Below are 24,828 nucleotides of genomic sequence, written 5' to 3' on the forward strand. Positions count from 1 at the left end.
TAAATACATACGACGCCTTTGTCATGCCTGCCCTATTAAAATAATTAGGCCTTGTCTAAAAATTACCTGCCAAAAATCTGTTTACAATCGTTCTATATGATCCTAATAGCTCGTTTTTCATATCTTCACGGTCTTGAGGATTGTCAAAAATCTTTCGTCGATCCAGGAAGTCTTTAAGATATCCCTTATACATCTGCACAATTAAATTGCTTAAAAGTGCCGTATCTTTATCGTCAATAATTTTTTCCGCAACACATCGCTGCAGCATCATATAATTTCTACCGGCTAATGTCCCGCTGACAAAAATTGGTTTAAGTTCATCATTGAACTGCACAACTTCCTCGGGAAACATGGAATAATAGTCCTTGCTGATATAATCGATCTTAGCCGGATATTTACCAAAAAATAAGCCATTAAATATAGTAGGGTTTTGGAATGAATGTTCTATAAAACATTCCCAGGTTTTAAAATATAATTCTATGCTATCATACGATTGATCAAGCAAGCTCGCCACATCGTGAAGATAATCTTTCAGAAACTTAAATCCTACATATAAAAAAAGCTCGTCCATATCTTGAAAACATCGATATAAAATAGCTGAATTACAGCCAATTTCTTTTGCTAAACGTCTTATGCTGACACTTTTTTCTCCCTCTTGCCCGGTAATCTCAAATGCTGTTTGAATGTATTGTTTCTTGATTTCTTGATTAGTCATAAATCATCTCCTTAAGATGGTAATAAATTATCTATTCACCTATATAATACAGCAGAGTAATCATGATGTAATCGCGATTACTTGTAATGATACAAATTATAAATTATTATTATTACAGATGTCAAGAACTATTTCCCAAAGCTGATGCTTAAATCTACACTTAAATCGTAACAGCCAAAGGGGATACGGCAGATTTTGTGGTGTCCAGACTGCCTAGCAATGAATTCCCTATCAAAACAAAGAACTACAGGACTTGAAAGAGGAAACGAGCTCCTAAAAAGGGCGGCAGCCCAAAGGTACACCTCGCTTAGCGGGGTGTACCTTTCGTTTCTTTATGGTTTAATATACATTTACTGATCTCCTTACAGATCGGCAACTGCGCCGATGTTTTTCTGCTCAGCTATTTCCATCTGCAGCCCCCTAAACTGGCTGTTATAAAGTCCGGCATAAAAATTTCCCTTTGCCATCAATTCCTGGTGTGTTCCCCGCTCAATGATTTGCCCGTCTTTTACGGCCAGGATTGCATCGGCATTTCTTATGGTGCTTAATCTATGGGCGATAACAAAGGCGGTCTTTCCTTGCATCAGGTTCAGCATTGCCTTTTGAATCGCGGCTTCCGTCCGGGTATCTACGGATGAAGTCGCCTCATCCAAAATAAGAATAGACGCTTGCGCCAATACTGCCCGCGCCAGGGCCAACAACTGCCGCTGCCCCTGCGACAGGTTGCCGCCGTTGTCGGTCAGGACCGTATCATAGCCCTGCGGCAACTGTTTGATGAAGCGATGCGCATTGGCTAGCCTTGCAGCCTGTTCAACTTCTATATCGGTCGCGGTTAAGCGTCCATACCGAATATTCTCGCGGACGCTCTCCGAGAAAAGATAAGTATCCTGCAAAACCATGGCAATGGCTCTTCTTAAGCTGCTTCTTTTCATATTGTCGATATTCTCGCCATCAATGAGGATCTCGCCGCTGTCAATATCATAGAACTTGTTTAGCAAATTGATCATGGTTGTTTTCCCGGAGCCTGTGGGTCCTACGATCGCAATTGTCTGTCCTTTATGGGCTTTTAAGCTTACATTTTTAAGTATTCTCTGCTCCTTGGTATAAGAAAAATTGACCTGTCGCAGCATGATTTCGCCATTTAAACGGGAAACTTCTTTTGCTTGCTCGGCATCTTTCTCCTTCGGTGCATCCATCACTTCAAATACCCTTTCCGCCCCGGCCAAGGCCGATTGGATGGTGTTGAAGATATTCAGCGTCTCATTGAGCGGGCGGGTAAAGTTTCTCATATACAGGATAAAAGTAAAGATCACGCCTACAGTGATATTGCTGCCGGAAAATATCATATACGCCCCACTGACAGTAATCATGAAATACGTAAGGTTATTAACGGCGTTATTGACAGGACCCATAATTCCGGAAAAAGCCTGGGCAAAAATGGCACTTTTCGTCAGTCTTTTATTAATGTTTGCAAAATCTTCCTTCGCCTGTTCTTCCCAACCGCAGAGGATAATCAGCTTTTGCCCCGATATTCTTTCTTCGATATATCCGTTTAAATTGCCCAGCTCCTGTTGCTGCTTGATAAAAAACGGTTGGGTTTGCTTAATAATCAGCTTGGTCAGCAAAAACGTCAGCGGTATGGTTGTTAATCCGACGAGGGTGAGCACCGGACTTAAAAGCAGCATGGCCGCAAGCATGCCGACAATGTTTACAGTACCGGAAAAAAGCTGGATGATATTTTGCGCTAAAGTCATATTAATATTATCGACATCATTAGTAAGCCTGCTCATTAAATCCCCGCTGGAATGGGTGTCAAAATACTGCAAAGGAAGTTTTTGGATATTGCGATATAAATCTCTTCTGATATTCGCGGAAGTCCGCTGGGCGATGTCCACCATCAACCGGTTCTGCCAATAGGTTGAAACAACGCTCACGCAATAGATGGCCGCTAAAATAATACAAAGCTTAAGCAGCCCGGGCATATCTCGGGTTTCGATAAACTGATCGACGGCGTATCCATTCAGCCGGGTGCCGATAATGCTGATGATCGTTGTGACGAAACACAGCAGAAAGGTCAGGATGATCAGCTTCTTTTTACCGCCTAAATACGCCAGTAACCGCTGCATCGTGTCCTTGGCGTTTTTAAGCTTTTCAGGCCGCTTATTGAACCTGCCCAGCGGATTTCCCCGCGACTCTCCAGGTCTCACCACGGGCGCCACTCTTCCATCAACCATTTGCAAGCATCTCCTCGCCCAATTGTGAAACTGCGATGCTGCGATATATCTCACTTTTTGCCAATAATTCCTGATGGGTGCCTATAGCGGCTATTTTGCCGTTTTCCAGTACGATAATCTTATCGGCGTCCCTAACGCCGGAAATTCTCTGGGCGATCATGAGTATCGTGCTCTTGGCCATTCTCTGCTGCAGCGTGTTTTGTAATTTTGCCTCAGTTGCCATATCCAGAGCGCTGGTAGCATCATCCATGATCAGAATTTTAGGCTTTCTGAGTAAAGTTCGGGCAATCGAAATACGCTGCTTTTGCCCGCCGGAAAAATTTTTTCCTCTTTGCTCCACAAGGCTTTGATAAGCATTTTCCTTTTCCAGAATAAAATCATGGGCCTGAGCAGCACGGGCTGCTTCCTCCACAGCTTTCCAATCCGCCGGATAACTGCCAAACTTTAGATTTTCTTCAATCGTTCCCGAAAACAGAATACTGTCCTGCAATATCACGCCGATGTTTTCTCTCAGCTCCTTTAATTTTATCTTTTTGACATCCAGGCCGCCGACCAGCACTTGTCCTGCTGTGGCCTCATAAAGCCTGGGAATCAAACTGACCAGGGAGCTTTTTCCGGAACCGGTAGCGCCAATAATCCCAATCTTCTCACCCTCTTCGATCCTGAATGACAGATCGTTCAATACAGTTTCGCTGTGTTCATTGTATTGAAAAGCAACATTTTTGAATTCGATGTCAAAGCCGTTCATTGCAAGCGAACAATCCTGATCCTGAATCGACGGCGCCGCGTCCAATACATCATTGACTCTGTCCGCAGAAGCTTTGGCCCGCGAAAAGTTTAAAACAAGCATCACCACCATGATCAGAGCGTGCATAATTTGCACGAGATAATTCACAAAGGCCACGATTTTCCCGATTGGCAGGGTACTCTGGTGGACCATATTGCCGCCAAACCACAGCACGGCGATGATGCTTATATTCATAACCAGCATGACCACCGGCCCAAGGATCATGTTCATGTGCTGTGCTTTGATGCCTGCCTGCATGAGATGCTCATTTGCTTCATCAAATCTGGCCGCTTGCCGTGCTTCGATGGTAAAGGCTTTAATGACCCGGATCCCTAATATCCCTTCCCGCATAACCGTATTCATCCGGTCTATCTTTTCCTGTACGGCTGTAAACAGAGGAAACGACTTTTTAAGAATGATGACAACGGCGATCAAAATCACCGGCACTGCCACTAAAAAAACAATGGACAGTCTGGGACTTAAACCAATAACCATAATCATTCCGCCCAAACATAAAAGAGGTGCCCTAAAAGCAGTTTTCAGCACCATACTGACCATATTCTGGACTTGCGACACGTCATTGGTCAGCCGCGTAATCAGGGACGAAGTCTTAAATTGATCGATCTCCAGGAAGGCCAGGGTCTGTATTTTATCGAACAGCGCCTGCCGCAATTTCTCTCCCATATGCATAGCAGCGATGGCGGTAAATACGGAACAAGCCGCACCGCCTATCAAGCCGAGAAGTGCTGCCAGGATCATTTTCATCCCTGTAGAAAAAACGTAGGCAGCATTCTGATGCATAATGCCGATATCGATGATATCGGCCATGAGTTTAGGCTGCATTAAGTCCATGGATACTTCCAAAATCATCATTAAAGGCGCTAAGACAGCATAACCCGTTGCGCCCTGCAAATATTTTAACAGCTTAACCATTAAGGTTCCTTCTTTTCTTAAATTTCATAACCCGTTTGCTATTTACCGATTACAGTTGTAATGAGTGGCAGCATTAATCCCAATGGTGGTGGGGATGATGTCCATGGGGCTGCCTGCCTCTTCCATTACCTGTACCGCTATCGGGATTATCCAGGGTTTCCAGATTCTCACTTATTTTTTGGACCAATTCAAGCATTTTTTCGATTTCTTCTGCCATCAGGCAATTGAAAATCGCCGCTGTCAGTTTCGCATTGGCCTCAGTAAACCCCTTAACGGCAGCTTTTCCTTTCGCGGTCAGATGGATATGCATGATCCTTTGATCCTTTTCATCCTGCTTGCGTACAACAAATGCCTCCTGTTCCAGCTTAATGAGCATCTCGGTCAGGGAAGAGGGGCGAATATCCATGCTATCTGCTAAATCCCGCTGAATTACCCCATCATTGCGGGAAATGAGAAACAACAGGTGAATTTGTCCGCGGTGAAGGCCTGCTTTCGGCGGCATTGCCTGATGCGCATAGCGATATATCTGCCGGTTCAGACGCTTCAATGCATTATAAAGCTCATTTGAACGGATATCAGCCATTGGCATGCTTCCTCCTTTATTCTTATCCGCTAATTAGTTAGGAACCTAATATAATTTTATTATACTTTTTACCAACCAAATGTCAATAAAAAACACCCGCAAGCATCGCTGCTGCAGGTGGCTATTGCTCTGAACGTCTTATGTTGACTTGCGTCTCCTATTGGCAAACAAGGGACCTCTGCCCCTGCTTTTACTGTTTAGTTTTCAGCTTTTTGATCAATTCCAAGCGCTCCTTGATATTTTTTTCAAGGCCTTGACCAGCAGGCTGATAATACTGCCGGTCCTTCAAATTTTCCGGCAGGCACTGCATATTCGTTACTTTATCCGCAGCATGATGGGCATATTGATACCCCTTGCCATAGTCGAGGCCTGCCATCAGCTTAGTCGGCGCATTCCGAAGATGCAGCGGCACACCGTCGGCCAGGGTACTGTTCGCATCCTTTTTCGCGTTTTCATAGGCCCTATACAGCGCATTGGACTTGGCCGCTACGGAAAGATAGACCACCGCCTGGGTTAAATGCACATTACACTCGGGCATGCCCAGATAATGGACGGCATTATACACGGCAATGGCCGTTTCCAAAGCTCTGGGATCCGCCAATCCGATATCTTCAGAGGCAAAGCGGACCAGCCTTCTGGCAATAAACAGCGGTTCTTCTCCTGCTTCCAGCATTCTAGCCAGCCAATAGACCGCGGCATCAGGATCGCTGTTGCGCATGGATTTGTGCAAGGCTGAGATCAGATTATAGTGTTCTTCCCCGTTTTTATCATACAATAGTGCCTTCTTTTGGATGCAGCCTTCGACGATATCTTGACTGATTATCGTGGCGTCACTCTGCTTATCACCGCTCAGCACCGCCATTTCCAGCACATTAAGCGCCGTCCTGGCATCGCCATTGGAATATACGGCAATTAATTCCAGCAGTTCATCGGCAATCTCAATCTTTTGGCCGCCATAGCCTCTTTGATCCTGCAAAGCATACTTTAATAGCTTAATAATTTCTTCTGTTTGCAGGGAATGCAGGACAAACACTCTACTGCGCGAGAGCAAGGCGGAGTTAACCTCAAAAGAAGGGTTTTCGGTAGTGGCGCCAATGAGAATAATGTTGCCTTTCTCGACGTGAGGAAGAAAAGCATCCTGCTGTGCTTTGTTAAAGCGGTGAATTTCATCCACAAAGATTACGGTTCGCTCGCCCATCAGCCTGGTCTGTTCCGCTTTGGCCATTATTTCCTTAATCTCTTTAATGCCAGAGGTTGCAGCGCTAAAGGCGATAAACTTGGCATTGGTTAGATCGGCGATAATCATTGCCAGGGTAGTTTTGCCAACACCAGGCGGCCCCCACAGAATCATCGAAGGAATATGATCTGATTCGATAAGCTGCCTCAATATCTTGCCTTTGCCGAGGATATGCATCTGGCCAATATATTCTTCCAGGGTTCTTGGCCTGATCCTGTCGGCCAAAGGGGCTTTATTCCTATTTTCAAAAAAAGTACCTTGTACATAATCCATTCATTACACCTGATTTCCTTAAAACAGTACATTTGTTCTACTTTATATAGTATCATCCTATTGCCCAATTATTCAATAGGCAGCACCAAATGATGAGGATTTCAGCTAGGTATTGCTTCAGCTGTTGCGATCCCGTGGCCGGGCTAAATGGACGATTTGGGAAATTGCCCATGCCTGCAAAAAGATCTCACTGCTTCACTTGTTCTTCTCACCAGTGCGGTCCATGTATTCAAATTTAAAATGGCTTTCCAAAATATTGCTGGAAAGCCATGATCGATGTCCTCACATCAGTCAACAGTGCGCTATGCCAACTTCGACTGATTTTTACGGACTTCCGCCTGATTTAATTTCTTGGCCAAAACAATAGCAATAGCAATGCACTTACAACAAAAGACTGAAGCAACAGTTCCAACACATCCCTAAATCTAACTCGCGACACTGATAACACCTCGCCTTTCATTGTCGGTTTCCCGATTACCGAGACGATTGAACGATTACGTAATTTTCAATTTAATCATAACAAATAAACAAAAACTTATTGTTATATTATAATTAAAATTAGATTAAGATATTGCCCTTATATTTCGGGGGTTTTGCGTTTTTTTGTTACTATTAAGCTACTAATTAATAACTGTTTAAAAGATCTGCATGGTTTTTTTAATAAAAAAGCCCCCCCTACGGAGGAGGGCGGCGTATTCGACTAGTGTCGATAGGTTATTATTTTTTCTGGGCTTTAATCTGCTCTAATATACCGCTTTGTTCCAGTGTTTTTTTCAGTTTCTGACTTTCGGTAATCCACTTGGCTTGTGATTCTTCTGGACCTAAATATTCAACAGGCATACCTATATTATCCATATTTTTTTTGAATTCTGGATCAGCAATGATGACCTTAAACCTTTCTGCCAGCTTGTTTTTAACCGCAACTGGTATCTCTTTTGGCGCAGCAATTCCATGCCAGTTTTTTAACGTAATATCAAATCCTTGCTCTTTAAAAGTCGGTATCTGTTCAAACACCGGATCGGGTATGCGCTGATCACTGGATACGGCAAGGACCCTTACTGTACCATTTTTTACGTGCTCTTTAATAGAAACGGGGTTAATAAATATAAGTTGAACATGTCCGCCTAATAACGCAGCTGTCATTTCACCTCCACCGGAAAAGGGAACATGATTAATTTTGATACCTGCATCATAACCGAACATTTCCCCAAGGACATGTGCAAATGACCCCGTACCACCATGACCAAGTTTTATTGCCCCAGGATGTTGGCGAGCATATATTATTAAGTCGTCCAGTGTTTGCCAAGGCTGATCTGCTTTAGCTACTAATACTACCGGCAATGATGCTATTTGCGCTATAGGTGCTAACGCCGTCAGATAATTATAAGTTGTCGATTCATATAATGAAAGCAATAGCATATCAATACTAGCTATGCCAATAGTGTAACCATCCCAGCTTGCTCCAGCCAATTCATTCCATCCAATAACACCTGCGCCACCGGGCTTATTTATAATAACCAATGGCTGTTCTAAATGCTGAAGAGACACTTTTTCTAATGAACGTGCTGTCATATCCAAACCTCCGCCGACACTGAACGGAACAATTACAGTAATAGGCTTCTCGGGATATTTTTGAACAGGTAATGCTACTTTTTCTACCTCGCCACAACCCCCTATTATGATAGAAATCACCAAGGCTGCTGCTACTAGTAAGACCAGTACTCTTTTCTGCACTACATACCTACCTCCTCGTTCTGCAAAATACTACAATTCAGACAAACTATAAATAAATTATATGGTAATTTCTATGTCATAAATTGTCATTCGAGGAATAAATGACAAAAAAACTGCCTGTAGATCTGATCTTTTTCGATGCGAGTAATGCCAGCGCGCAGCGTTTCACAATCTCCTTGACAAGTATCTCCTTTTATTACGAAACCGTCTGTAAACTATATTTATTTTTTGTGTTTGCAGGCTATAAAAAGCCAGGGTTCAAATATTGCTGAATTTCTATCGAACATAAATCGCCCATTTTCCCCGCGAGTGACGGAAAAATGAAGAATATTACTCATGTGATATTTAATCTTGACTTTGCGTTTCAAATTATATATTCTTATAGGAAGATATTCAAGTATGAACGTTTTTGTTATATACTAACCTTTTTGTTAGTTAAGGAGGTTGTATGGTGGATTTTGAAAGCAAGTATGGGAAATGCCCAATGTATCACACAATGTCAGCAGTAGAGGGTAAGTGGAAGTGGATTATTTTATGGGAAATTTATCAGGCCGAAGTAGTAAGATATAATAAATTGAGAGAAGCGCTACTGCCGATTGCACACAAAACGTTAAGCAAGCAACTAAAAGAGTTGGAAGCAAGCAAATTGATTCATAGGGAACAATATAACGAAGTGCCACCTAAAGTTGAGTATTCATTAACGAATATAGGAAAAACCTTAATTCCTATTCTTGAGCTTATGTATCAATGGGGAGAGAAGCATATTAACAAGTAGTGGAGATTGGTTTAAGCGTAGGCGGGTGTTCCTCCGGCCTGTCAAATGGTGATTATTATATGAAGTCAGTTTTCCTGACTCTGGATCATCGCTCCACCAAACCTCATGGGACAAGAAAGTGCCAGCCTGGTAACCTACCCTGCTGGCACTTTTTGCGCAACCTTGCGATATTGCATTTTGGGTTAGCCAGTAGCCGTTTATCTTTATTTTCCGCCCTGTGCGGCAATAATTTCAAAAGCCATAAGAATCAGCACCGCCTTGTTTTGCGGGTTTACTATCCGGCGGGCATTAACCAGCATCTTTTGCCAGCCTATATCGGGAAGATCGTAGCTGACCGCAAAATCCTTAAACGCCGTATCATGCTCCACAATATCAGTCAGCAGGGTACGCAGATCCGAAAGATTCCACCGGTTATCTTTTTTCGAGAAAATGGATTGACCGATCGTTTCTGCAGGCACCAGCCGAAATGTCTGATAAAAAGCCTTGTTGGCTGTTTTCAGCCGCAAGTGGGCATCGAGAACCACCATGGGGTGCCTTACGGTTTCCACAATGGCTTCCGCGTACGCCTGGGCTTCCCGGGCAACTTCTAAGCTTTTCTTGATTGTATCAATATCGGCGAAGGTGATGATTACGCCATCGATCTTGTTATCTGTAGTTCGATACGGACGTATCTGCATGGAATACCAGTGTCCCCACCGGTCCTGGACCTCCTGCTCCTTACTGTTTAGAGTATCGATTACTTCCAGGCTCGCCTGCTCCAAATTAGGAATATCGATGTTCAGCTTGATACTCTTGATCGGCCGCTCAACATCGGCGCCAATCAGGTTAAAAACCTTTTTAGCAACAGCATTGAATCGCCTGATACGCAAATCGCCGCTGAGAATGAGGACGGGAATATTGATGCTGTGAAGCAGATTGATCATATCATTGTTGATGTGATTCAGTTCCATATTGCGGGTTCCCATTTCTTCGTTCAAGGTCATCAGCTCTTCGTTGGTCGACTGGAGTTCCTCTTTGGCGGTTTCCAACTCCTCATTCATGCTCATTAGCTCTTCATTGCTTGATTGCACTTCTTCGTTGGCCGCTTCGTGCTGGTCGATGATCGACTGCAGGTATTCCTTCGTGGCGGCGACCTCCTGTTTTAAGCCTAGGACCTCATCGGTAGCCCTCGCTTGATGCGAATCTTCCCGCGCCAGAGTGACGTCGTTAGACCTAGACTGGGATGCGGCATCCTGAAATAGCACCAAAAAGTATTCACCTTGCTGAAATGACCCGTTGATCGGGACAACATCAACATTGACCTGGAGGGAATTGCCGTTTTCAAGAACATGCAGGCCTTCTTTTCTGACAAGGATGTTTTCCTTCTTAGCCTGGTAAATGGCTGCCCGCAGTCCGGCGAACAACCCTTCCCGGGCCATCTTCATCAGGTTTAAGCTCGGCATGCCGGACGCCGGTTCGAGATAAACGCCGGTACGGCCCCGGTACTGGATAATATCCAGCTTGCTGTTAATAATGACGCCAGGCGGGGCATATTTGCCGAGAACGATCCGGTCAGCCTCTTTTTGTACATCAAGTAAAGAAATGCCGCTAAAGCTTTCCGGATAGTCGTTGCTGCGGCTTCGAACCGTTGCCGCATGCTCGGTGGCAGAAAGCTCAACTGCCATCGGGGTCGCTACCGATTTTTTCGTATAAATCTGGTGTTTTTTATCCACCAAGTCAAACAAATCCGCAAATACGCCGACCGACTCCGACGCTCCCATGATCAGAAAGCCGCCGGGATTTAAGGCATAATGAAAAATCGGGAATATCCGTTTATGCAATGCCGGCCCGAAATAGATCATCACATTGCGGCAACTGACGAGGTCCACCCTGGAAATAGGCGGGTCCTGCCCGATGTCCTGCCTGGCGAATACGCATATGTCGCGAATGGCCTTGCTGATCTGATAACCCTGTTCGACCTCGACAAAGAAGCGGCTGAGCCTTGGGGGCGAAATGTCGGCCACGATTGTTTTGGGGTAGATTCCGGCACGGGCTTTATCGATAACCGTTTCGTTAATATCGGTGGCAAATATCTGAATTTTCCGACATATGGCCTTATCATCCAGATATTCCTGCAAGGCGATGGCCAAGGAATAGGCCTCTTCGCCGGTGGAGCAACCGGGCACCCAAAGCCGGATAGGCGCGTTAGCTGGGGCAGTGCTGATAATGGATGGGAAAACCACTTTTTTAAATGTATCGAAGACCAGCGGCTCTCTGAAAAATTTCGTGACATTGATCAGCATATCTTGCTGCAGGGCAGCAAGCTCCGCGCCATTTTGCCGCAGATAGACAACATACTCGCCAAGCCTGTCTATTTTGAGTAAAACCATTCGGCGCAGAATACGCCGTTTTATGGTAAGCTGCTTGTATTCAGCGAAATTAATGCCGCTGGCTTTACGAAGCAGGGCAATAATCCTGTTTAGTTCGTCTGCTTCGTCCGGAAACAGCTCGCCGGCTTCGGCCACCGGACCGGTAATCATTAGAGATTGGCCGATCCGCGAAAGTTCGGCACCGATTTTCGCTGGCGTCAGGACAAAATCTACCATGCCGGTGGCGATTGTACTGCGCGGCATGCCGTCGTATTCCGCCGACTGGGGCTCCTGAGCTAAAGTTATGCCGCCGACGGCTTTGATCTCCCGCACACCGCGCGAGCCATCCACGCCGGTTCCCGATAAAATAACGCCGATAGCCCTGTTTCCCTCGTCCATGGCCAGCGATTCCAGGAAAGAATCAATGGGCGTATGCCGTCTCACGTCGCTTTTTTGCGGCGCGGCGGTCAGCACCCCGTGAGAAACGGTCAACTCGGTGCCGGGCGCAATAACGTAAACATGGTTGGGTTGCGCGACGGCGTCATCTCTTACTACGCTGACAGGCATAGTTGTCGCTCTGGACAAAATGTCGGCCAGGGCGCTGTCTTTGTTGGCATCGAGATGTTGAATCACCACAAAAGCCATGCCGACCTTCTCTGGCATGCTCTCAAACAACTGCAACATGGCTGACAAACCGCCGGCGGAGGCCCCAATGCCGACAAGGCCCGCCGCTTTTGCTACCGTTACAGCGGATTGCTTACCGGATTGCCGGCTGCGGGTTTTATCATCGGAATTACTTTTTCTCAACACTTTCCTCCCCTTACAGAAATCGTGCGGCACTCTATGATGAGTCATATACGCTATTACACCGCAGCGACAACTGACAAAATATTTTATAAGTCTTCTAACATTTATTGTGTTTTTCCTTCCTGGAGACTGACAGCATTATCTGAAAAAGCAACCATTATGGAAAAACCGCCGGCCTGGCGGTTTTTCGTCCCTTCGCAATGGTAAAAAAATCAATAAAAAGAACCAGCGCAGAGGCTGGAGCATCCAAGAAGCTGTCGCGAGCACAAACATGCCTATCAAGCAAATTGTTGTAAACCGCTTCTTGTCTACAAGAAGCCACCACACAATCCAAGGCACAATGAGCAAAGCAGCATTAAATTATATAATTTTTTCAACAAATCTTTGTTTCTATTGTAAAAAATGCTACATAGAATATCATTAGGAGGGATGATAAATGAACAACAAAGTGATTGTTAACCTGACTACTCACCGAGCCTACTACTATGAAGATAATCAATTAATTAGAGAATACCCTGTGGGCAGTGGCAAAGCAGAAACACCTACCCCACCCGGCAGCTACGAAGTTATTGAAAAGCTGATCTTTGACAAACCAGGTGAATTTGACCTTGGGTCCCGGAGATTGGTTTTATCTTCTGACAAAACCTGTCTGCACGGTTCATGGGACGGCCCTGTGGAAGGATATGTTTCCGGCGGCTGCGTCAGAATGTATAATAAAGATATTGAAGAACTGTTTGAAAAAATGGAGATTGGCGCACCTGTAGTTATGCTACTTTAATCGTCTTGCCGCTCGTTTTCTTTAGCTAATGGTTTCGCAGCAGGGGCAGGCTTGAAATTTCGCTGTTTAAATAAATCTTTCGGATATTCATAATTTTGCTCAATATTGAGGCTTCCGAGCAATACTAATCGTGCCAATAAAGCTATTCCCATAATCAGAGCAAAGCTACCCGCCCTACGCCTTCACAGTACCAACCCCGAAGGCGGTATTGTTCCGAAGTACCTGCTCCACCATGTTAGCTTCGGCATTGACACAACTGACCAGTAGGACAAGTTCCGAAACCTTGTCTCTCCTCCGGCTGGTCATCTTTCGTCCCGTCAGGAGGTAGTCGCCGGCGAGCCCGACCGCCGCGCCGCCAAACAGCCCGATCAGCGCCCAGAATATTGGCCCCCAGGCCCAGACAAACCCGTAGATTGTACCCAGAACCATGCCTATAGTGCCGAACACGGAGGCAGTATCGATGATGCTGACTCCATCGGACCGGTAGATGGTATCTAAAATTGCAAAGTTTTTTTGCTTCTGAGCGAGAGGTATCGCCAGCATCTTTTCTTTGGCAATACCCTTTGCTTCCAGCTCGGTTATGGCAAGCTCAACAAATGACGAATGATTGAAAGTGGCCGCTATCAGCATCTGGGTCGCTCCCTCCGTTATTGGTATGGGCAGTTCAAGCAGCAATCGCTGGTATCTTTTCGCGAGATATTCGCGTTGTTCCGTATCAAACTTTTTGTTCAGTTCCACCGTGCAAGAGTATGAATCGTAGGCGGCAAAGCAGTAAAGCGACGGCATGAACAGTAACCATTGTGGATCGGCTACAGCCAGCGCCTGGCCCAAATCTCCCAAAAATGTAAAATGCACGACCTGGAACAATCGCGAATAATAAACGCTGATCATCCAGAAGGTGATCATGAAAAGGCCGGTGACCATTCGCATGACGAACATATGCCCCAGTCCCGGAAACACCATGCTCCAGAAGACGCTGACCCAAGGCGACCTTTTGTCCAGGAAATTAATGCTGTACGGCAGCACTGTGAACACATCAATCGGCGCTTTTTCCCGTTCGGCAAGCACGGCCTGCTTATTGAGGCTTACAGTATGGTTGTAGGCATCCCAAAGTCCGTAACAATACGCAAGGATATAGGCCAACAGCCACCTGGTATCCAGCACTTCTTTGGCAAGCTCGATCCGCCCGGTAAACGAGTATAATATTGCCACATTTACATGCGCCATCAGATTGATGAGGATTTCCATAACTACCAGCACGAAGCCTTTGATATAACTGCCGATCATTATCTGCCCGAAGCCTCCGAAAGAGGCCGCCCACCATACGGTCATGAGCGGATTCCGGACATGCATCTCCGATGTGGTAAAAGCGGAAAGGGCCAATCGCTTGCGGCGCGGCGTGTAGTCGCTCATTCATTTCTCCTTAGGTATGCCCGTTCATTAGTCTATGCCCCGTGTTTAAGCGGTAACCATCACTGCCGCAAATTCGAAGCAAATTATGTTAAGTCAATTTCAACACACTAAATCCGGCTACTCCCCGTTTTATTATTGGCTCAATTGTAAGCCTTCGGACTGGGTAGTATCTTTAGTTATGCCCAATTCCATTCCCGATAAACCCCATCCCTCTTCGCCATGGCCGGCTGATTAACAGGAGTACAGCCACCATCTGCGCAGCGAAAAATTCCAGATAAACACGAGGCCGGTAGCCCCAATCTTGGCTGTCATCGGATAGATATCCCCTAATTCAATAGCTAAGAATATAAGCACCAGGTCAAGCAATAAGCCGGTGGTATTCAGGGCTAGGATACTTAATGCTTCGATATTGGCATTGAACTTACACTGATTTTTAAAGACAAACTCTCTTCCCAGGAAAAAATTGACGATAACGGATAATACAAAACTGCCGGCAGCCGCAGCAATATAATGATAGCCAAGTTTCAGGTAAAGAACGTAAAATAAGCTCCAGTCTACCAGGGCCGCAATACCGCCAACACAGAAATAGCGTAAAAACTGATTCAGTAAGCCCCTATTTCGAGATAACATTTTTGTTGCTATCCTGCTGCTTAAACTTTACATAATTTAGACTAAACCAGGTTTCACAGAGGGCAAGGAAATACCATTTCAAATAAAATGGCAGCCATCTAAGCAATTGGAACCGTGATTCTCCTGCCGTCCGTTCCTGCCAGGAAGCAGGTACCTCCGTTATTCTATAGCCATTCAAATAGGCTTTTACCGTAATTTCCATGCCGATTTCAAAACCGCCGGCACTCTCAATTTGAATAGATTCAATAACAGCCTTGTGATACATTTTAAAACTGTTGGTTATATCGTGCGTAGCAATTCCTGTTGCCCAATGCAGGCTTACGCCCGCCAGGCGGGACAAGGCTTTTTTAAGGAGCGGTCCCCCATATTGCTGCCCGCCTTTCATATACCGCGAACCGCAGACAAGGTGATTGCCCTCTTTTACAATTTTAGCGTACATTAGATCCACGGCATCCAGACTGTCTGATAAATCGGCCATTAACACCAGCACGATGCTGCCTTCAAAGGTATGTAACCCTGTTTTGATGGCATTTAGCGCCCCACGGCCATAGATATTCTTTTTTAAATGAATTGGGAAATTATATTTTGCGCGTACCTTGTACACAACAGGTAAAGTATTATCCTCTTCGCAGTCATAGATAAGCGTAAGCCTTTTTTCTGTTTTGACATGGCTCGCTATCTGCTTTAGCAGGTTTTCGATATTTGCCCCTTCGTTATATACCGGGACAACAATATCAAGCATGTTATACACCTCCTTGTTTTCCTTGTTCACCCGGGGAGTCCTGAGTAACGAACTCCTCTTGTTCTATTTAAATATTGCCGGTCTTCACCTGCTCTTTGATCCAGGGGATGACTTCATCAAGCATAACGTTCAAATCCGATTTAGCCTCAAAACCGAGCAAGTTTTTCGCCTTGTCTACGGCCGGTATCCGTTTTTGCACATCATACACATAGGGTGTATCCGATAGGTAGCGGAACGGCTTGTCCCCATTCACCTTGTTCCAGATAGCTTCTGCCAGCTCCAATACCGTAGTTGAAACCGGTGTTGACAGATTAAAGTCTTCGTTAACTGCTTGTTCGTTTTCAATGCACAGCGCAATGCCCTCGGCCAGATCACCGCCATAGGTGTAATGGCGTATTTGCCTGCCGGTCCCCAAAATATGCAGCGGATCCTGCCCCTTGATAATCTTTTGCACCAGATCGGGGACAACATGGCTCATAGCCAGCTTTACATTGCCGGAAAGAATTTCCTTTTCATTTTTAGCCCGCCGTTCACCGGTTCCCACACAATTGAAGGGCCGTATAACCGTATAGGGAAGTTGGTATTGCTCCCATGCCCCCTTGGCAAAATACTCGCACGCCAGCTTCTGAAACCCATAAGTAGACAGCGGCGGCGGGCAGCGCAATTGCTCTCCTTCCGGGCTGGGATAAACAGCCGTAGATTCATAAACCATCGACGAAGATAAAACATTAATCTTACGTAATTTTTTATGCTGATAGGCCCAGATAGCGGCATCAAAGGTAGCGGCCGTAATGCGCTCATTTTCTGCGAGCAGATCATAGGCATATTCGTGAAAATAAGTGATCCCGCCAATCATTGCCGCCATCGCCACAACCTGATCACAGTCGGCGATTAGTTCCTTCAGCAAATGGCTGTCCTTAACATCGCCTTGCACAAACTGATAACGCGGATGATGGTCATAGGATTTTTCCACCGGACCATATTTACTGTAGTTATCAATGCCTACAACCGAATGACCGCGTTGCAATAATTCTTCTACCAGATAGCCGGCGATAAAGCCGGCCGAGCCGGTAACCAGGATTTTCACTATATTAGCCCTCCTCTGCCCAATACATTCCAGATATCAACAGTAACTTTATTGAGCGGAATGTCCAGTCCCTGATATTGTTTATGAGGGGTGGCGATGATCAAAATATCGGCCTGGGCAATCACTTCCGCCTGCGGCAGCAAGGAATCATCCGTCACATAAGGATCGGCACTCAAAACGCTGCCGGCATGCACCTGCAGGATTTTACGCAATTTGTACGACAGAGATTCACGGATATCATCCGAGTTCCCCTTAAATGCCATGCCCAGAATGCCTACAGTCATTTTGTTCAGCAGATATTTCACTTTTAACTTTTGCACTATATAGTTAGGCAGCCCCTCATTGACCAGCATGGCTGAATGCCCCAGATAAAAGTTGCCATTATTGAAAGCAGCCAGCTGCATCGCATCCTTAAACAAGCAAGGCCCGGCGGCAAAACCGGCTTTCGGTAAATCCCGGGCGCGGTCATACCGGTGTGTGACGGCATGATAAACTTTATAAAAGTCCAGGTTATAATCATTGGCAATCATATAAAATTGATTGGCAACAGCAAATTTAATGTACCGCCAGACATTCGTAAACAGCTTGGCCAATTCGGCTTCCGTCGGCTGCACTTCCACCAGTTCAGTTGTCAGGAGGCCAAATAAATCCCGGCATTCCTGCAAACCTGCCGGCGTAAAGGATGAAATAATCTGCGGCAAGGAGTATAGCTCCGTCATGGCCTTACCTTCTAAGATCCGTTCCGGACAGAAGCAGACATTCATGGTTAAGCCTGCTTCCCGCAGCCAGTCATTGACCCGTTCACTAATCCCCGGGTAGACTGTGCTGCGCAAAATTAAGGTTTGGCCGTTGCGAAAATACGGCATGCACTGATTCACCGAATCAACCATCACTTGGAAATTCGGGTTTAGATGCTCATCCACCGGCGTACCAATGATCATAATTACAATCTTACTCTGGGAAATTACCGCCGGCGAATCAGATAGCTCCAGCGTGCCGTCAGCCAGTACCTTTTGCAGCAAGCCAGCGGCGCCTTCTTCATGAAAAGGCATGGTCCCTTGTCTTACGGTATGTACCGCCTCTGTGCTGATATCATAGACGATTACTTTTTTGCCACGATCAGCCAGCGTAATGGATAAAGGCAAGCCGACATGCCCGCAGCCGCCAATCACACATATATCATACATAAACATAGCTCCACCTCAAATCTGTTGAAATCATTTATTCTTCCGCAAAATACTTATCGGTAAAATAATTACCCTGCGTTGGCAGCCAGGCCGGCAGCTGATAGTATTTGTTTTTAATCGGCCGCAAAACCAGTTCGCGATAAACACCATACCGGAAAGCGCTGCCCTGGATTAAGTATAAGCTTGTATTCTCTAATTTTATTTCTGTAACGGAAACGGTTTGAAAATACGGCATGTATTTATTCATATCAGGCGGCGCGGTACGGACGATTGCTATATTTTTCTGGTCAAATTGCCGAAAATCAGTGTACATATCATCATGACGGGCGTGAAAAGAGCCTGGCCCAAAGCTGCTTATGTATCTGCCTGTATAGTAATACAGCACGGCTGACTTAGAATAGCTTTCGGTAGTCAAAATATAGTCTGTAGTATACGGGGTAAGAATGTCCGCTACTGCCCGGGGCTGCCAATAGAATAACGCCTGCTGATAAAGCTTGCTGTGCGTCAATTTCGCAGGCGGATTAATCACAATATACGCTATTAAGGAATTTACAGTAAACGTACATATTGCAACCAGCAGAACTACCTTGCGGAAAGTTGCTGCATTAAAGTGAAAGATGGTAAGGATGAACACAAAGGGCAGAAAAGCCAGCGGCCAATGAATGCCAATTGATTTGGTGAAAGACAAGAGGGCCAGAATGCCCAGCGGCACGTAACATAAAACCAAATAGTAGCGCCGCAGCGACTCTGCCGCAACAACATGCCGCGCTGATTTCACGGGCCGGAATAAACAGTACATCGTAAACGGTGTGAGCAGAAACAGGAGTTGCCCCAGATAAACAAAAAAATTCCCCGGTGTAAAGGAACCCATGGCGTGATTACGGTTAAATACATTAAACATAATATTGGCCCAGGCATGAGTATAGTTGTAGTATACATTCAGCAGCACAAAGGGTATGGTACAGGCAGCTACCAGCGCAAGCGCGGCAAAGCCCCGGCGATTACGCTGATAAAGCAGCACATAGACGCCATAGGCGATGATAAGTAAGACGGAAAAATATTTAGATAAAAAAGCACAACCGAGGAAAACCCCTGCTAAGATTAAACTTATCCGCTTATTAAGGTGCAGACCCTGATAGAAGCAGACCGCCGACAGGGAGACAAACAATAAAAGCGGCGTATCGGTGGTAACTAAAATATTCATCATATTAAGCGGTGATACCAAAAATAAGATCACCGCCCAGCGAGCACGGTTTTTATCGAGAACCTTTAGCAGACTATACATAACAGCACCAACAATATATGGGAAAATAAGCGCCGGGAGCCGGAGAGCATACTCACTGGCGCTAAATTTCATAATGAGCGCCAGCAGCCAGCCAATCATTGGCGGATGATCATAATAACCAATGTCCGGAAATGTTCCCCACGTGTAAAATAATGCCTCATCGCCAGTAAACGGAATTATATAGGCTAGCAGCGACTTTATTAGAAATGTCGCCATTACTGTTATCCATAAAAGCTTGTCTGTAGGCAAATAATATCATCCTTCCTGAGAAAAAAATTAGGTCCATAGCTAGTTGCACCGGCACATCTCCAGCATTCCATGTTGTCCAACAAACAGGATTTAAGCTTGCAGAAAACATATTTATAGTGTACTCTTGTAATTATCATTGGTCTAATACTATAATTATTATAAACTACATAGGATTAACACTATATCATTGTTAAGGGTGGGGCAAATGGAATTAAGACAGCTTCAATACATGTTGAAGGTTGCCGAAGAAGGCAGTTTCTCTAAAGCGGCCCAGCAATTATACATATCGCAGCCATCTTTAAGCCAGTGTATTCAAAGGATCGAACAACGGTTTGGACTTCAATTGTTTGACCGGGCAACTACCCCCTTAAGCCTGACCTATGCCGGCGAGGTTTTTGTGGAAAATGCGCGGCGCATGCTAAACTTGAATCATCAATTCCAGTCGCAAATGCAGGAAATTATTGACTTTAAAAAAGGACGCCTCACAATCGGCGTTTCCAACATCCGGGGCAGCATTTTATTTCCTAATGTTCTCCCCTTGTTCTGTAGAAAATTCCCTGGAATTGAAGTGATCCACAGGGATGGCACCCTAGCTGAATTAGAAGATTTTGCAATAAGAGGGGTAACAGACCTTTCCTTGATTAACTTACCGCTGAACAAGCCACACTTTATCAGCGAGCCTCTCTTCACCGAGAATATTGTGCTTATCGCCCCCCGCAGTCACCCTTTGAACAAGCCCGCCGGCACGCGGCCGCCGTGGCCGCAAATCCATGTGGCCGGGTTACGGGAAGAGCCTTTCCTTTTACTGAAGAAAGGACGAAAAATGCGAGAGCTTGCTGATCAATGTTTTATTAATGCCGGGTTTAACCCTCGAATTGTATTTGAAAGTGATAATTATGAAACAATATTATCGCTAGTAAAGGCTGGCCTGGGTATTACTTTCGGTTTGGATGTGTTAGCACTATTTAGAGTACCTGATCAGCTGGCTTTCTGCACGTTTGCTGAGCCCCTGCCGTCGCGAACATTTGCGGCAGTTTATTGTAAAGAACGGCATCTGTCACGGGCAGCGCGTGAATTTATAGCTTTGACAAAAGACATATTAGCTGCAAACGATAACGTTGGTTAAAATCGGCAAAAAAAAACAACCTGAATATTCATGTCATAAAATTAACTGATTACAAATTACCGCCCTACCGGCGATCGCCCTGTGTATTGCAGAGATTGCTTTTATAGACGAAAAGGATAACAAAAATAGGGCTGCCTTATGGCAGCCCTTGTCTACCGCCTCCGGTGGCCGGTAGACTCGGAATGTTCCATTTAAACAATGCTGTGACATTCTCTTTACGGTCTTAGAAACTATGTGTGCAGTTATGTTGACTTTTACACTACTCTTTAGCCGGTAACCATGTGTTCATATTTCTGCGAATCAGATTTTCTGTATAATCAAGCACACAATTTAATTTTTGAATTGCTTCTTTCTCTTCACCTGCTGCAATCATTTTCATTAAGTCAATATGAGCATAGTTTATTTCCAGCGTTAATTCCTCGTTGGATTCATAGTGGTAAAAATAAATTCTTTGAGACAATGCATAAAACGGCACAATAGCCTGCCAGGCAAATAGATTTTTTGAACATTGACCCAATAACTGATTAAATTGCTCATCAATTTGAACTGCGTAAAAACGATCATTATCTTTCGTCGCCTGCTCATATTGATTTGCTAATTGCAATAACCTTTCTCGCTCTGAAGCAGTTGCATATTTACAGGCTCTTTTCACAATTAATTCCTCCAATACTGCCCGAACTTCTAATTGTAAAAAAATTTCATCTGTTTTAATTTCAGTAATGAGAATTCCCCTTCGGGGAATGATGGAAACCAAAGCGGCAGATTCCAGTCGTTTGAAAGCTTCCCGTATAGGCATTCTGCCAATTCCCAGTAATTTGCTAATTTCATTTTCAGAAACAACTTCACCCGGTTTTAATTTAAGAGTGATAATCATCTCTTTAAGCGTTATATATGCTTTTTCAGCTAAGGATAGTTCATTATTACTCAAGATGCATTCCTCTTTCAATTACTTATTTATCACCTGATATAATAGTATTATATCAGGTGATAAATAAAATGCGAATACTTTCCTAATTAAGTATCACAGTTTTATATTCAGCTTATTCTGTGTCAACAGAAATTTGGCTGAGCATATTATTTTAGCAAGTGGTTTTCTGCAACAGAGAGAGCCAAAGCCAAAGAAAAATATAACAAATTCTCCTGAATATTATTCAGGAGAATTTGAAAATACATTTTAGTTTTTAGTATCTTCCCGTCCAACTCTGACCATTTCTTTGAATTTCTCGGATATTAACGCGGAGGCCACAAGCGAAACAAATCTTGCTCCCTGGGCTGCACACCGGCCAAGATCCTGAATATTGCTGGCCATGGTTCCCATATAAACTCCCTGCTCTTTACCGCGACGAAGTAAATCCTGAATAACCCTTTGCACTTCCGGATGATTCCATCCTTCCGCCTTATAGCCCATAGAAACCGATAAATCTGCCGGACCTACAAATGCAATATCAATGCCAGGTACGCTAACAATTTCCTCAAAATTTTTGACTGCTTCCATTGTCTCAATATGAACGACGATTAACGTATTTTGATCGGCCGCATCCAAATATTCTTTACCAATATAATTACCATATCGTGCGGCCCTAACCGAATACGCCGCTCCTCTTGTGCCTAGCGGAGCAAATTTTGCTTTTCTTACAACCGCCTCGGCATCGGCTCTGGTATTGATCATTGGAACCTGGATACCTTTTGCTCCCCGATCCAGTGCTTTTTGAATGGAGGCTTGATTGTAGGAAACACGGACAATTGGAGTTACGTTTGTTAACTCGGCGGCCCGAATGAGTTCCTCAATATCGGCATCTGAAAATGCTCCATGCTCATTATCAATAACGATAAAATCCAGGCCGGAATAGCCAATAATTTCTATCAGCGTTGGTGAATTAATATTTACGAATAACCCCAATGCTGTTTCACCGCGACTCAATTTTTCCTTTAACGCATTTTCCAACATATGAACACTTCCTTTTTGACATACTTTTCAGTATTTATGCCTAGAACTAAACCATTCTAAAAATTTGCAACAACATTCCGTTTTTCCAATCACCTCTTTGTTATTCTCTATTTTCACTCCATTCTCGCATTGTCTTTATTCATCAGGAAGCGGATTTCTTCTCCTGCCAACGCACGAATAGCTCTGTTACTTTTGATTGCAAGACCCGCAGCGATACCGGCCGCTTGACCATATTGAAAACACTGCGCCGTTACCCTTGCCGATGCCATTGCTTCGTGTTCAGCAGACAAGGACCGGCCGGCTATAAGAATATTTTCGCCCTTGACAGGCACAAGAGCACCAAAAGGAATCTCATAATAATCATCTACAATCCATTCAACTTTTGGCTTTTCACCGCTGTGCAATTCAATTGGCCAGGGACATTTCGCAATACCGTCCGTACGTTTCCGATGCGATATAACATCTTGGTTGGTTAAACACGCCACTCCTACTATGCTTCTGGTCTGTCTTACCCCAACCTCAACACCGGTATCATCAATAAAACTGTTTTCACAGCCGGCAACATATTTTTTTAGAAATGAGGCATACGCCCGAGCCTGCCGACGGCCTACAATTTCAGCTTCCGTGTGATCCCGGGGCAGCATGACATTTAATTCTCTGCCGTCTCTGCCCACAATCCGGGTAGCATTTACCAGCAATTCGTTAGGACGTGGCGTACTAAAAATCCAGATTTTCTTCCGGGGCAAATCATAGCCGTCGTTTTCACAGGCCGCTTCAATCTGCTTTGTAATTTTCGCTGGCGATATCGTATCATCACCCCATTCTTGCAAAAATGCCTGTACATCAACACCCCCAAGTCTGAAAATCATTGTAGGATTCTGAATATGCCCATTATCACCCATCACATAGTCGTAGCCTGATCTATAAATGAGATCCGCGTCGCCAGTGGCATCAATGATTACTTTTGCATGAATAGCCGCTACACCGGATTTTGTATCAATAACGATGCCTTTATAATCCCTATCGTCTTTAATCACGCCCACAATATTGGAATGATATAAAATATTAGCTCCGGCAGCTTCCAACAAGTTTTCAGCAACCTCACGCCAGACCAACGAATCATGGGTTACCGTCCAGGTCTTTCCGTATTTCTGAGGTGCAGTAACTCCATCCATTTTAGCAAGCTCTCTGTAGAATTTATCTGTAAAACCATATACAATTTGTTCGGGTCTAGAATTTACATCGCTTGCTAAAAACAGGCCGCAGATAGTACCTGATAATCCGGCAACAGCGGCACCGCCTAAAAATCCGTACTTTTCAACCAGCAATACTGAATTTCCTGACCGGGCAGCTGTTTCCGCAGCGGCTATACCAGCCGCGCCGCCACCGGCTACCAACACATCGACCGTAGCAAATACAGGCAATGTATGGCAAGAATTTTCAACATACAGGTCCCTGAATTTCATGAAAACTCTCCTTTCTCAGTATTTAATATACTATAAATATTTACATTGATAAAAAATTCCTTTAATATCATCAGTCCTCCGTCGATACTATCAAGGACTTATTTCTAAGTACCTGTAAAGCATTAATAGCAGTAGGAAATCCTGCGTAAGGAGAAGTTTGGATAATAATTTCCTCCAGCTCTGCTACGCTTAACCCCACCTTCATAGCAGCAGGAAAATGAACTTTCAGCTGGGCTTCCCGCCCAAGGACGGTGAGTGCCGTAATAATAACAATTTCTCTGTCTCGCAATGTTAAGCCGCTCCGGCTTAAGATATCGCCAAAAGCAAATTCGATAATATATTTACCAAGATCATCTAATGGAAGAATAGCCTCCTCGCCAGTTTCCCCGGTCATTTCTCTCATTTTTTGCAATCCACGCTGATATCTTGACTCTATTTCTACCATATTTTCATCCCACACCAGGCTGTGCATAGCAAAAATCTATACCTGG

21 protein-coding genes are annotated in these 24,828 nt (G+C 44.7%); 3 read left to right on the forward strand and 18 right to left on the reverse strand.

Annotated elements, in window-relative coordinates; all coding sequences use genetic code 11:
* Positions 1 to 55 precede the first annotated feature (55 nt).
* The 6 genes from SPTER_RS12765 to SPTER_RS12790 all read right to left on the reverse strand — a co-directional run bounded on the left by SPTER_RS12765 (position 56) and on the right by SPTER_RS12790 (position 8,439).
* Positions 56 to 715: a TetR/AcrR family transcriptional regulator gene (locus SPTER_RS12765; RefSeq protein WP_144350740.1), complete on the reverse strand. Its 660-nt coding sequence runs from the start codon at positions 713 to 715 to the stop codon at positions 56 to 58.
* 362 nt (positions 716 to 1,077) lie between these two features.
* Positions 1,078 to 2,949, reverse strand: coding sequence for an ABC transporter ATP-binding protein (locus tag SPTER_RS12770; RefSeq protein WP_144350741.1), 1,872 nt, complete (start codon positions 2,947 to 2,949; stop codon positions 1,078 to 1,080).
* Positions 2,942 to 4,669: an ABC transporter ATP-binding protein gene (locus SPTER_RS12775; RefSeq protein ID WP_144350742.1), complete on the reverse strand. Its 1,728-nt coding sequence runs from the start codon at positions 4,667 to 4,669 to the stop codon at positions 2,942 to 2,944. The genes SPTER_RS12770 and SPTER_RS12775 overlap by 8 nt, the downstream gene beginning before the upstream one ends.
* 73 nt (positions 4,670 to 4,742) lie before the next feature.
* Positions 4,743 to 5,252 carry a MarR family winged helix-turn-helix transcriptional regulator gene (locus tag SPTER_RS12780; RefSeq protein WP_170233252.1) on the reverse strand — a complete coding sequence of 170 codons (510 nt, stop codon included), beginning with the start codon at positions 5,250 to 5,252 and terminating at the stop codon, positions 4,743 to 4,745.
* A 190-nt stretch (positions 5,253 to 5,442) separates the two neighbouring features.
* Positions 5,443 to 6,762, reverse strand: coding sequence for a replication-associated recombination protein A (locus SPTER_RS12785; RefSeq protein ID WP_144350744.1), 1,320 nt, complete (start codon positions 6,760 to 6,762; stop codon positions 5,443 to 5,445).
* Between the two features lie 717 nt (positions 6,763 to 7,479).
* A complete protein-coding gene (locus SPTER_RS12790) occupies positions 7,480 to 8,439 on the reverse strand; it encodes a Bug family tripartite tricarboxylate transporter substrate binding protein (protein WP_246105623.1) in 960 nt (319 codons plus the stop codon).
* 505 nt (positions 8,440 to 8,944) lie between these two features.
* Between SPTER_RS12790 and SPTER_RS12795 the strand changes: the two genes are divergently transcribed.
* Complete coding sequence (locus SPTER_RS12795; protein WP_144350745.1) at positions 8,945 to 9,271, forward strand: winged helix-turn-helix transcriptional regulator; 327 nt, start codon at positions 8,945 to 8,947, stop codon at positions 9,269 to 9,271.
* A 203-nt stretch (positions 9,272 to 9,474) separates the two neighbouring features.
* Here SPTER_RS12795 and SPTER_RS12800 read toward each other — a convergent pair whose 3' ends face one another.
* Positions 9,475 to 12,426, reverse strand: coding sequence for a chemotaxis protein CheB (locus tag SPTER_RS12800; RefSeq protein ID WP_144350746.1), 2,952 nt, complete (start codon positions 12,424 to 12,426; stop codon positions 9,475 to 9,477).
* Positions 12,427 to 12,862: 436 nt separating this feature from the next.
* Here SPTER_RS12800 and SPTER_RS12805 point away from each other — a divergent pair, with 436 nt between their 5' ends.
* A complete protein-coding gene (locus tag SPTER_RS12805; protein WP_144350747.1) occupies positions 12,863 to 13,204 on the forward strand; it encodes a L,D-transpeptidase in 342 nt (113 codons plus the stop codon).
* Here the strand turns inward: SPTER_RS12805 and SPTER_RS24745 are convergent.
* From SPTER_RS24745 to SPTER_RS12835, 7 genes are all read right to left on the reverse strand, one after another.
* The gene (locus SPTER_RS24745) at positions 13,201 to 13,356 is read right to left on the reverse strand and encodes a hypothetical protein (RefSeq protein WP_170233253.1); all 156 of its coding nucleotides are present in this window, start codon (positions 13,354 to 13,356) and stop codon (positions 13,201 to 13,203) included. The two genes, SPTER_RS12805 and SPTER_RS24745, sit on opposite strands and share 4 nt — an antisense overlap.
* Before the next feature lie 22 nt (positions 13,357 to 13,378).
* Complete coding sequence (locus tag SPTER_RS25370; protein ID WP_246105292.1) at positions 13,379 to 14,617, reverse strand: hypothetical protein; 1,239 nt, start codon at positions 14,615 to 14,617, stop codon at positions 13,379 to 13,381.
* Between the two features lie 231 nt (positions 14,618 to 14,848).
* On the reverse strand, positions 14,849 to 15,247 hold the full coding sequence (locus SPTER_RS12815; protein ID WP_144350748.1) for a GtrA family protein: 399 nt from the start codon (positions 15,245 to 15,247) through the stop codon (positions 14,849 to 14,851).
* Positions 15,231 to 15,989: a glycosyltransferase family 2 protein gene (locus SPTER_RS12820; RefSeq protein WP_144350749.1), complete on the reverse strand. Its 759-nt coding sequence runs from the start codon at positions 15,987 to 15,989 to the stop codon at positions 15,231 to 15,233. Before SPTER_RS12820 ends, SPTER_RS12815 begins: the two co-directional genes overlap by 17 nt.
* Positions 15,990 to 16,056: 67 nt before the next feature.
* Positions 16,057 to 17,076 carry an NAD-dependent epimerase/dehydratase family protein gene (locus SPTER_RS12825; protein WP_144350750.1) on the reverse strand — a complete coding sequence of 340 codons (1,020 nt, stop codon included), beginning with the start codon at positions 17,074 to 17,076 and terminating at the stop codon, positions 16,057 to 16,059.
* Positions 17,076 to 18,263, reverse strand: a complete 1,188-nt coding sequence (locus SPTER_RS12830) for a nucleotide sugar dehydrogenase (protein ID WP_144350751.1) — start codon at positions 18,261 to 18,263, stop codon at positions 17,076 to 17,078. The genes SPTER_RS12825 and SPTER_RS12830 overlap by 1 nt, the downstream gene beginning before the upstream one ends.
* A 34-nt stretch (positions 18,264 to 18,297) precedes the next feature.
* The gene (locus SPTER_RS12835; RefSeq protein WP_144350752.1) at positions 18,298 to 19,797 is read right to left on the reverse strand and encodes an ArnT family glycosyltransferase; all 1,500 of its coding nucleotides are present in this window, start codon (positions 19,795 to 19,797) and stop codon (positions 18,298 to 18,300) included.
* 205 nt (positions 19,798 to 20,002) lie between these two features.
* On the opposite strand from SPTER_RS12835, the gene SPTER_RS12840 reads away from it, so the two are divergent.
* Complete coding sequence (locus SPTER_RS12840; RefSeq protein WP_144350753.1) at positions 20,003 to 20,923, forward strand: LysR family transcriptional regulator; 921 nt, start codon at positions 20,003 to 20,005, stop codon at positions 20,921 to 20,923.
* A gap of 259 nt (positions 20,924 to 21,182) precedes the next feature.
* Here SPTER_RS12840 and SPTER_RS12845 read toward each other — a convergent pair whose 3' ends face one another.
* The 4 genes from SPTER_RS12845 to SPTER_RS12860 all read right to left on the reverse strand — a co-directional run bounded on the left by SPTER_RS12845 (position 21,183) and on the right by SPTER_RS12860 (position 24,797).
* Entirely contained in the window at positions 21,183 to 21,851 is a 669-nt protein-coding gene (locus tag SPTER_RS12845; protein WP_144350754.1) for a GntR family transcriptional regulator, read from the reverse strand.
* A gap of 246 nt (positions 21,852 to 22,097) precedes the next feature.
* Entirely contained in the window at positions 22,098 to 22,871 is a 774-nt protein-coding gene (locus tag SPTER_RS12850; RefSeq protein ID WP_144350755.1) for an HpcH/HpaI aldolase family protein, read from the reverse strand.
* Between the two features lie 113 nt (positions 22,872 to 22,984).
* Positions 22,985 to 24,337: an FAD-dependent oxidoreductase gene (locus tag SPTER_RS12855; protein ID WP_144350756.1), complete on the reverse strand. Its 1,353-nt coding sequence runs from the start codon at positions 24,335 to 24,337 to the stop codon at positions 22,985 to 22,987.
* Positions 24,338 to 24,407: 70 nt separating this feature from the next.
* Positions 24,408 to 24,797 (reverse strand): carboxymuconolactone decarboxylase family protein, encoded by a 390-nt coding sequence (locus tag SPTER_RS12860; RefSeq protein ID WP_211367274.1) that lies wholly within the window; start codon positions 24,795 to 24,797, stop codon positions 24,408 to 24,410.
* Positions 24,798 to 24,828 lie beyond the last annotated feature (31 nt).

This window comes from Sporomusa termitida, from assembly GCF_007641255.1.
Lineage (GTDB): Bacteria > Bacillota > Negativicutes > Sporomusales > Sporomusaceae > Sporomusa > Sporomusa termitida.

Coding starts and splice junctions, on each gene's coding strand:
- SPTER_RS12765 (WP_144350740.1), bottom strand. CDS start 715: ATGACTAATCAAGAAATCAAGAAACAATACATTCAAACAGCATTTGAG.
- SPTER_RS12770 (WP_144350741.1), bottom strand. CDS start 2,949: ATGGTTGATGGAAGAGTGGCGCCCGTGGTGAGACCTGGAGAGTCGCGG.
- SPTER_RS12775 (WP_144350742.1), bottom strand. CDS start 4,669: ATGGTTAAGCTGTTAAAATATTTGCAGGGCGCAACGGGTTATGCTGTC.
- SPTER_RS12780 (WP_170233252.1), bottom strand. CDS start 5,252: ATGGCTGATATCCGTTCAAATGAGCTTTATAATGCATTGAAGCGTCTG.
- SPTER_RS12785 (WP_144350744.1), bottom strand. CDS start 6,762: ATGGATTATGTACAAGGTACTTTTTTTGAAAATAGGAATAAAGCCCCT.
- SPTER_RS12795 (WP_144350745.1), top strand. CDS start 8,945: ATGGTGGATTTTGAAAGCAAGTATGGGAAATGCCCAATGTATCACACA.
- SPTER_RS12805 (WP_144350747.1), top strand. CDS start 12,863: ATGAACAACAAAGTGATTGTTAACCTGACTACTCACCGAGCCTACTAC.
- SPTER_RS24745 (WP_170233253.1), bottom strand. CDS start 13,356: ATGGGAATAGCTTTATTGGCACGATTAGTATTGCTCGGAAGCCTCAAT.
- SPTER_RS25370 (WP_246105292.1), bottom strand. CDS start 14,617: ATGAGCGACTACACGCCGCGCCGCAAGCGATTGGCCCTTTCCGCTTTT.
- SPTER_RS12815 (WP_144350748.1), bottom strand. CDS start 15,247: ATGTTATCTCGAAATAGGGGCTTACTGAATCAGTTTTTACGCTATTTC.
- SPTER_RS12820 (WP_144350749.1), bottom strand. CDS start 15,989: ATGCTTGATATTGTTGTCCCGGTATATAACGAAGGGGCAAATATCGAA.
- SPTER_RS12830 (WP_144350751.1), bottom strand. CDS start 18,263: ATGTATGATATATGTGTGATTGGCGGCTGCGGGCATGTCGGCTTGCCT.
- SPTER_RS12840 (WP_144350753.1), top strand. CDS start 20,003: ATGGAATTAAGACAGCTTCAATACATGTTGAAGGTTGCCGAAGAAGGC.
- SPTER_RS12850 (WP_144350755.1), bottom strand. CDS start 22,871: ATGTTGGAAAATGCGTTAAAGGAAAAATTGAGTCGCGGTGAAACAGCA.
- SPTER_RS12855 (WP_144350756.1), bottom strand. CDS start 24,337: ATGAAATTCAGGGACCTGTATGTTGAAAATTCTTGCCATACATTGCCT.